This window comes from Mycobacterium sp., from assembly GCF_032159565.1.
Taxonomy (GTDB): Bacteria; Actinomycetota; Actinomycetes; order Mycobacteriales; family Mycobacteriaceae; genus Mycobacterium.
Map to the genome: position 1 here is coordinate 98876 of NZ_JAVHWR010000184.1, position 6876 is coordinate 105751.

Genomic DNA, 6876 nt, shown 5'->3' on the forward strand with positions numbered 1-6876 from the left:
GACGTTCATTGACATGGATCTGATCGAGTACACGCCCGGTCCGGACGAGTGGGCACACCGATTCGGCGGTTATCCGGCACGACTATCGGTCAAGGCCGGCGACGTGCTGCGCGTCGGGACCGAGGACTGCTTCGGCGGCCGCGTCCAACGTCCCGGCGACATCCCCAGTGAAGTAGTGAAGTTCGAGGACATGAACCCCGTGTCCGGACCGATCCACGTGGAGGGCGCCGAGCCCGGCGACATCCTGGCCGTGCACTTCATCGACATCATCCCGGCGCGCCAATATGCGGTGTCATCGCTTTTCCCGCACTTCGGCGCCTTGTCCGGCACCCATGAGACGGCCCTCCTGCACGACGCGCTGCCGGAGTTGGTGTGGTTTTACGACATCGATGTCGAAAAGTGGACGGCGACATTCCGGGCGGTGCGGTCCGACTTACAGGTGACGCTGCCGCTTGACCCGATGCATGGCACAGTCGGGGTGGCGCCGCCGTTCGGCGAGAGCCGGTTGGTGTTCGTGCCGTCGGTGTACGGCGGCAACATGGATACTCCGGAATTACGGGCAGGCACAACGCTTTATCTTCCTGTAAGCGTGCCCGGCGCTCTGCTGGCGCTGGGTGACGGCCATGCCCGCCAGGGCGAGGGCGAGGTGACCGGCACCGGGCTGGAGTCGGCGATGCGCACCACCATCACCGTCGACGTGATCAAGGGTGCCGAGCCGCTCGGCTGGCCGCGGCTGGAGAACCAGGACTTCGTGATGAGTACGGGTTCGATCCGGCCGCTGGAGGACGCTTTCAGGATCAGCCAGAAAGATCTGCTCGGCTGGGTCAGCGAGCTGTTGAGCATCGACGTGATGGACGCCTATCAGCTGGTGAGCCAGCTCGGGGTCTCTCCGGTGGCCAACGTGTGCGACCCCAACTACACCTTCGTTGCCAAGTTCCCGAAGCGCTATCTCGATACGGCCGCATACGGCGGGATTCACAACCGGCTCAGCGCTATTGCAGACGATTACCGCAAGAGCTTCTCGCGGCTCTGGTAGGTGGTGGCCAGGGCTGTCGGCTGTCCCATGGTCGTTCCCGGCTCTCCTGACGACCTAAATCTCGGTGGAATTCAGAACGCATTCGCCATTCGTTGCCGTCTCGATCAATTGCCGTGAGATACCCGCACCGGACGGGATCGTCGCAATGGCGATGGCAGGCGGAGCAAGCATCGAACGCCGAAGACTCAACGTAGAACTCGCTTCATTCGGCCCGACCGCTGAATACGTTGGCGTTACGGATAATTCGACCAATTTCTCATTCAAGCTGGCTAGCGGTGACACGGCGAAGATCTATTTGAGCGCTACGTCCGCACCATGGGGTAGCTAGCCGAGCTGGATGGCTGACGGATTTACGCGAACCGATCTGTCGGACCACGGATGCTTATCGCGCGGACACTGTGACGTGGGCCCAGGCGTTGTTGCCGTATCCGCGCGGATTCCATAGCGATGCCGGCGATTCGGGGTGTGTGACGCCGGTGTCGTCCCACGCGCGGGCGGTGACGCTGAGTGGTCCGCGTTGGGTTTCTGCGGTGATAGACCATTGCCGCCAGGCCCACCGGCTGATCGCAGGTTCCAGGTTGGCTTGTTGCCAGTTGCGGCCGTCGTCGAGGGACACGTCGACGCGCGCTACGGTGCGGCCGTCGCCGGCCAGAGCCCACCCGCGGATGGTCAGCGGGCCGGCGGGTATCTCTTCGTCGTCGCCGGGGACGAGGATGTCGCAGTTGAGCGGCAGCGACGACAACGAAATACCCTCGCCCGGAGCCGCGGTGTCGGGGTCGGTGTCCGGTGGAAGGAGCCGGTAGTCGAGGGCCTGGAAGTAGTTTCGCGACGGGACGGGTTGCACGGTGATGGCGGTGACCCACTTGACGCTGCGGGCCCCTATATATCCGGGCACCACCACCCGGACCGGGCCGCCATGGGCTCGGGGCAGCGGTTCCGAGTTCATCTGCCAGGCCAGCAGCACTTCGGCCGACAGCGCCTTGGTAAGCGGGATGGAGCTGCCGTAGGACTGCACGGGGACGGCTTCCGGGGCGACGTCGGGGGCGGCGAACGCGACGTGCAAGCCCTCGGCAGGGTGGACTCCAGCGACGTGGAGGACGTCGGCCAGCCTGGCTCCGCGCCATTCGGCGGTCGAGATCGCGCCGTGGGCCCACGGGTCCTTGCCCGGTATCGGGTGCACCTTGAGCAGTTCAGCGCGCCGGTTGCCGGCGCAGACCAGGGTCGCCACCACCGAGTGGGCAGTGAACTGGCTGGTCAATCGGTCGTAGGTCACTTCGAGCGGCGTGTCGACCGCGCCTCCGATGGTCAGTCGCCACTGCTCGGGCGCGATGTCGGGAAACGGGCCGTGGTTGCGGCTGTAAAAGGCGTCCAGCGCGGTGATCTCGCCATCAGCCAACACCGAAGCGGGTGGCTCCGCATTGAACGGCGCCCGGCCACGCAAAATCATGTCGGGGCGCTTACCCCACATTTGGTTGGACCTCTGGACGTCATCCAACTCATCTGTCAACTTCGTCACCCGGGGGCGTCTCCGGGTCGGGTGGTTATGTCTTTGATGGTTCGTCGCCCGCCGAGCCGACCGTCGCGGTCCACAAGGTGGCCTTGTGGCCGGCACGTAGATGATCCACTCACAACGACAGGCTGGCACCGATGCCGGGGCGACACATCGCCGCGAGCGCCCGTCTCGGGCTGGCGGTAACGGTAATCCTCGGACTCATGCTGACCGGTACTGAAGCAGCGCTGGCAGCAAAGACACGCCCAACCCGACAAGCAATCATCGGACCGCATGAGCGGACAGGTGATCGTTACGACCCTCGCCGTTCGGGTATGACCCTAAGTGGGACGGCTTTCAGCCTTCGCGGCATATCGCGCCAATGCCCGGCCCGCCATAAGCCTGCCCGAGGTAGCGGGCACCGAGACCGTTGCGGATGCGCATCATCAACCGGGACGTCAATCGGTTACAAACTGCACCGGCGAGCGCGACCTGATGCGGCGAGTGCGACCAAGTGCTCACCACAGTCCGGGCCGAATGACTTGCCGGAAAACCGTGACAGTTCCCGTTGATTCGAACAAGTTGCCGGAGCGAGAAATACGCTCTTGCCTGCAGCAGTGATCCGATCCGTGGTCGATCTTCGCAATCGGCCTAGTGCCGAACCGCGGCTAGATGCGCAATCTCCCGTTATCTTCGTATCCGCGGCGGACTTTGGCGCTGAGGTCGGGACACGAAGCTAACAAGGATCTATATACAGATTCGAGTCAGGCCGACCATCGGGGTCGCGTCGACTGGCCTACCTGATCTGAGCTAATACCGGTGGCCAGGGCCGGGATCGAACCGGCGACCTTCCGCTTTTCAGGCGGACGCTCGTACCAACTGAGCTACCTGGCCCGGCGGCACCGATGCGTTCTCGCTCCTCGCGTGCGCGATGAGTTCTCGCTCCTCGCGCGACGTGCCTCGCTGCCGTGGCGACCCTGACGGGACTCGAACCCGCGACCTCCGCCGTGACAGGGCGGCGCGCTAACCAACTGCGCCACAGGGCCTTGCAGTACATCTTTCTCCGCGTTACGCGAAGCGTGTACCCCCTACGGGATTCGAACCCGCGCTACCGCCTTGAAAGGGCGGCGTCCTAGGCCGCTAGACGAAGGGGGCCAGCCGAATCTCTCCGGGGTACTCGCAACGCCGTGACGCTGGGAGCCTCGATAGCTTAGGGTACCGGGACCCCAATGCTCAAACGAGATGCCGGCCCCGAGGCAGTATCCTTTCTGGGGTCCAGATCCACAATGCCCCTATAGCTCAGTTGGTAGAGCTACGGACTTTTAATCCGCAGGTCCCAGGTTCGAGCCCTGGTGGGGGCACAGATCGGTGAGAGCACTCATCGTTTATGGTGCGATCCATCAGGGTCGCTACCTCTGTATGGATTGCCGCGGCGCATGTAGCGGTCCTGCGTCATCGACACTTTGGCATGCCCGAGTTGATCGGCCGCGACCCGCGCGGAGAGGCCAGCGTCATCTGTCGTCAACATCATCGATAATTGTGGCGACAGACTTGCGGAACGAATGCGACGTAATGTCCGGCACGCCTAAGTAGTCACGGAACCCTTCGCCATTGCTAAGGAAATTGTCCGGATCCCGGCATGTGCCTGCAGTTGACGGAAAAATCATCCGTTGCTCACCCAGAACGGACGTCCCCCCCGCTCAACCAGCGCCTTACGGGCGAACTCCGGCAACGGGAACGTGCGCTCCGAGGAGTCGGTCGTCCCGATATCTAACCGTCGCAGGCCCTCCCCCACTATCCGGGCAATCTTTCCCGATACCGTGATCGTTCCGGCGTCCTCGTCGAAATCCTCCCGTCGCAGCGCCAGCAGCTCCGATCGTCACAGTCCGGTGGCGATGAAACGACAGTCGGGTCGACCAGATCAGCCTCGGCAGTCTGTTGATGAGCGCAGATTGCCGACGAGGTTCCGCAATTGAACCGCGTCTAAGGCGGGGGACCCTTCGGCTTGCGGTCAGGCTCGATCCGGCTCACCTGTGCGACCGGGTTCGCCCGCCCCAAGCACATCGTCCAGAACGGCGATCTGCAGCGCACCCCGCAGCAGTGTGCGGCCGTCTCGGGGCATGTTGGCGCCGTGTGCGAGCCGCATCGAGCGGACCAACGCGTTCATCTGCCCTGCAGTCGCGTCGCCCACCCGAACCGACTCACTGAACTTCCGCGGCTTCCTGCGCTCCGAGCCCCCGGCGCGACTGCGGCTGTCCTGCCGCCACGACCAGGCGACACCGCTTGCTGACCTCGCGTGGCGCCAGGAGGCTACTCGAGTGCGACCGTCGCACCGGCGGCCTAGGGGCTGGTGGCGGGTTCGTCGCTGTGCCGCCTCCAGAAACCGAGCGATCATGCACGGGACTTCTTCCCGAGACAATGACCTGCAGACAATGACCTGCAGACAATGACCTTCAAGCAATTGCCCGAACAATTCTCGATGAGTTCGGCTGCCGTCTACGCTCAGCGTCGTCGGCGGGGGTTGCGCCGATGTTCCGCTCTAGTTGGAAGGCATTTCCACGGGAATCGGTAGCGACGGGTCACCGGCCGCCGCGCGGCGCGCGGTTTCAGAGGTGACCGCACGGCCGTGGAGCATCGCGGCACGTTCGGCTTTCATCGCCGGTGCGGTCGTGTTCATCGCGCTGGCGGCAGCCGGTGCCGCCTTGACCATTGCGCTCTATCACGCGCTCTTATCGGGCGTGGATGACGCCGCTGCGCGTCGCGTCGGCGACATCGTCGCGAGCTTGAAAGTCGACTCCGTCGCGGACTTGGACCCCCCGCTGCTAGACACTGACCAACGAATCGTCGCCGTGCAGGTACTCGACGGCCACAAAAACATCCTCGCGCACTCCGATGGTGCGCCGGCTTCTCCTTTGGTGGCGACCAGCCTGGTCGGTCCTACTTTGCGCGAGGGGATCACCGATAATGCCCCACCCGACAATGATCAGCGCGTCAGCGGAAGCACGGTGGATACCAACTTCGGCCTGTACACGGTTCTTGTCGCTGGGGATATTGAGAGCGCAGAGTCTACGGTGCGGACTGCGCTTTTCTTGCTGGCGGGCGCGTGTCCGTTCGTCGTCGCGGTCGCCGCCATCGCCACCTATCGGTTGATGCGACGCTCTTTGCGCTCTGTTGACGCAATCCGGGCTCGGGTCGCTGAGATCAGCACATCTGATTTAACGGAGCGAGTGCCGGTTCCACCGACTCGCGACGAAATCTCGGCGTTGGCCACCACGATGAACGATATGTTGGCTCGTATAGAAAGCGGCCACGCGGCACAGCGCCAGTTCGTCGGAGATGCGTCCCATGAGCTACGAAGCCCGTTGACGGCGATCATCTCGGCACTTGACGTCGCGGTGGTTCACCCGGAGATCTTCGATCTCCAGCTGGCAGCGAGCACCCTTGTGCCTGAAGCGGAAAGAATGCGGGTCCTCGTGGAGGACCTACTCTTACTGGCTCGCGCTGATGAGGGCCGACTGGCGATGCACCGCGAGCCTGTCCGGCTTGATGACATCGTGAATGGCGAAGTGGTGCGCCAGCGTCGGATCGGACACTGCAACATCGATGTCTGTGCCGAGCCGACCGAGCTGAGCGCGGACAGCGCGGCAATTTCCCGACTGGTGCGCAACTTGCTGGAAAACGCTGTGTGGCATGCCCGTTCACGCGTCGCGTTCACCGTACGCCCTTCTGGGGAGTACGCGATCCTGACTGTCGCCGACGATGGCCCCGGTATCCCGCAACGCGATCGAGTGCGAGTCTTCGACCGGTTCGTCCGGTTGGAAACCGACCGTGCGCGCACCACCGGTGGCACTGGGCTGGGCTTGGCTATAGTTGCCGAAATCGCTACTGCGCACGGTGGAATTGTCACAATCGGTGAGCACCCCGGAGGGGGTGCATTGGTCACGGTTCAGTTGCCGCTGACCAAGTTGCCCGATTCCAAGCGGTAGCCCACTCCCCGAACTGTCTCGATTGTGTTCGTACCGAAGGGCACATCGATCTTGCGTCGCAGATAACCGATATAGACCTCGACAACGTTTTCGGGACCTGAGAAGTTCTCGTCCCACACGTTTTGCAGAATCTGGGCCTTCGTACACACTGCGTCGGTGTTGCGCATCAGGAATTCCAGCAGGCCGAACTCGCGGCGACTCAGATCAATGGGCACACTCGCGCGGGTCACCAGGTGCCGGCTCGGATCGAGGACGAGATCGCCGGCGGTCATCACGACGGGACGCTGCGGTGCGCCGCGACGTATCAATGCCCGCAGTCGAGCGACGAGCACCACGAACGAGAAGGGCTTGACCAGGTAATCGTC

The 6876-nt window shown here is 63.4% G+C and carries 5 protein-coding genes and 4 tRNA genes; 3 read left to right on the plus strand and 6 right to left on the minus strand.

Annotated features, from left to right (window positions below; translation table 11 throughout):
- Nucleotides 1–13 precede the first annotated feature (13 nt).
- Nucleotides 14–1036, plus strand: a complete 1023-nt coding sequence (locus QOC76_RS24965) for an acetamidase/formamidase family protein (RefSeq protein ID WP_526361465.1) — start codon at nt 14–16, stop codon at nt 1034–1036.
- A gap of 382 nt (nt 1037–1418) precedes the next feature.
- On the opposite strand, the gene QOC76_RS24970 is transcribed toward QOC76_RS24965, so the two are convergent.
- The 4 genes from QOC76_RS24970 to QOC76_RS24985 all read right to left on the minus strand — a co-directional run bounded on the left by QOC76_RS24970 (nt 1419) and on the right by QOC76_RS24985 (nt 3680).
- Nucleotides 1419–2504 (minus strand): sulfite oxidase, encoded by a 1086-nt coding sequence (locus QOC76_RS24970; protein WP_526361497.1) that lies wholly within the window; start codon nt 2502–2504, stop codon nt 1419–1421.
- An 841-nt stretch (nt 2505–3345) separates the two neighbouring features.
- Nucleotides 3346–3419 (minus strand) — tRNA-Phe (locus QOC76_RS24975).
- A 75-nt stretch (nt 3420–3494) separates the two neighbouring features.
- A tRNA-Asp gene (locus tag QOC76_RS24980) sits at nt 3495–3571 on the minus strand.
- Nucleotides 3572–3607: 36 nt separating this feature from the next.
- Nucleotides 3608–3680 (minus strand) — tRNA-Glu (locus tag QOC76_RS24985).
- Nucleotides 3681–3813: 133 nt separating this feature from the next.
- On the opposite strand from QOC76_RS24985, the gene QOC76_RS24990 reads away from it, so the two are divergent.
- Nucleotides 3814–3886, plus strand: a tRNA-Lys gene (locus QOC76_RS24990).
- Nucleotides 3887–4536: 650 nt separating this feature from the next.
- Here QOC76_RS24990 and QOC76_RS24995 read toward each other — a convergent pair.
- Nucleotides 4537–4716 (minus strand): hypothetical protein, encoded by a 180-nt coding sequence (locus QOC76_RS24995; RefSeq protein WP_526361467.1) that lies wholly within the window; start codon nt 4714–4716, stop codon nt 4537–4539.
- Nucleotides 4717–5194: 478 nt separating this feature from the next.
- Here QOC76_RS24995 and QOC76_RS25000 point away from each other — a divergent pair, with 478 nt between their 5' ends.
- Entirely contained in the window at nt 5195–6511 is a 1317-nt protein-coding gene (locus QOC76_RS25000; RefSeq protein ID WP_526361469.1) for a sensor histidine kinase, read from the plus strand.
- Here the strand turns inward: QOC76_RS25000 and QOC76_RS25005 are convergent.
- The coding region (locus QOC76_RS25005) for a winged helix-turn-helix domain-containing protein (RefSeq protein ID WP_526361471.1) at nt 6472–6876 on the minus strand (405 nt) is incomplete at its 5' end. The two genes, QOC76_RS25000 and QOC76_RS25005, sit on opposite strands and share 40 nt — an antisense overlap.

Excerpts from the sequence above, each read along its gene's own strand:
- QOC76_RS24965 (WP_526361465.1), top strand. The coding sequence starts at position 14 with ATGGATCTGATCGAGTACACGCCCGGTCCGGACGAGTGGGCACACCGA.
- QOC76_RS24970 (WP_526361497.1), bottom strand. The coding sequence starts at position 2,504 with ATGTGGGGTAAGCGCCCCGACATGATTTTGCGTGGCCGGGCGCCGTTC.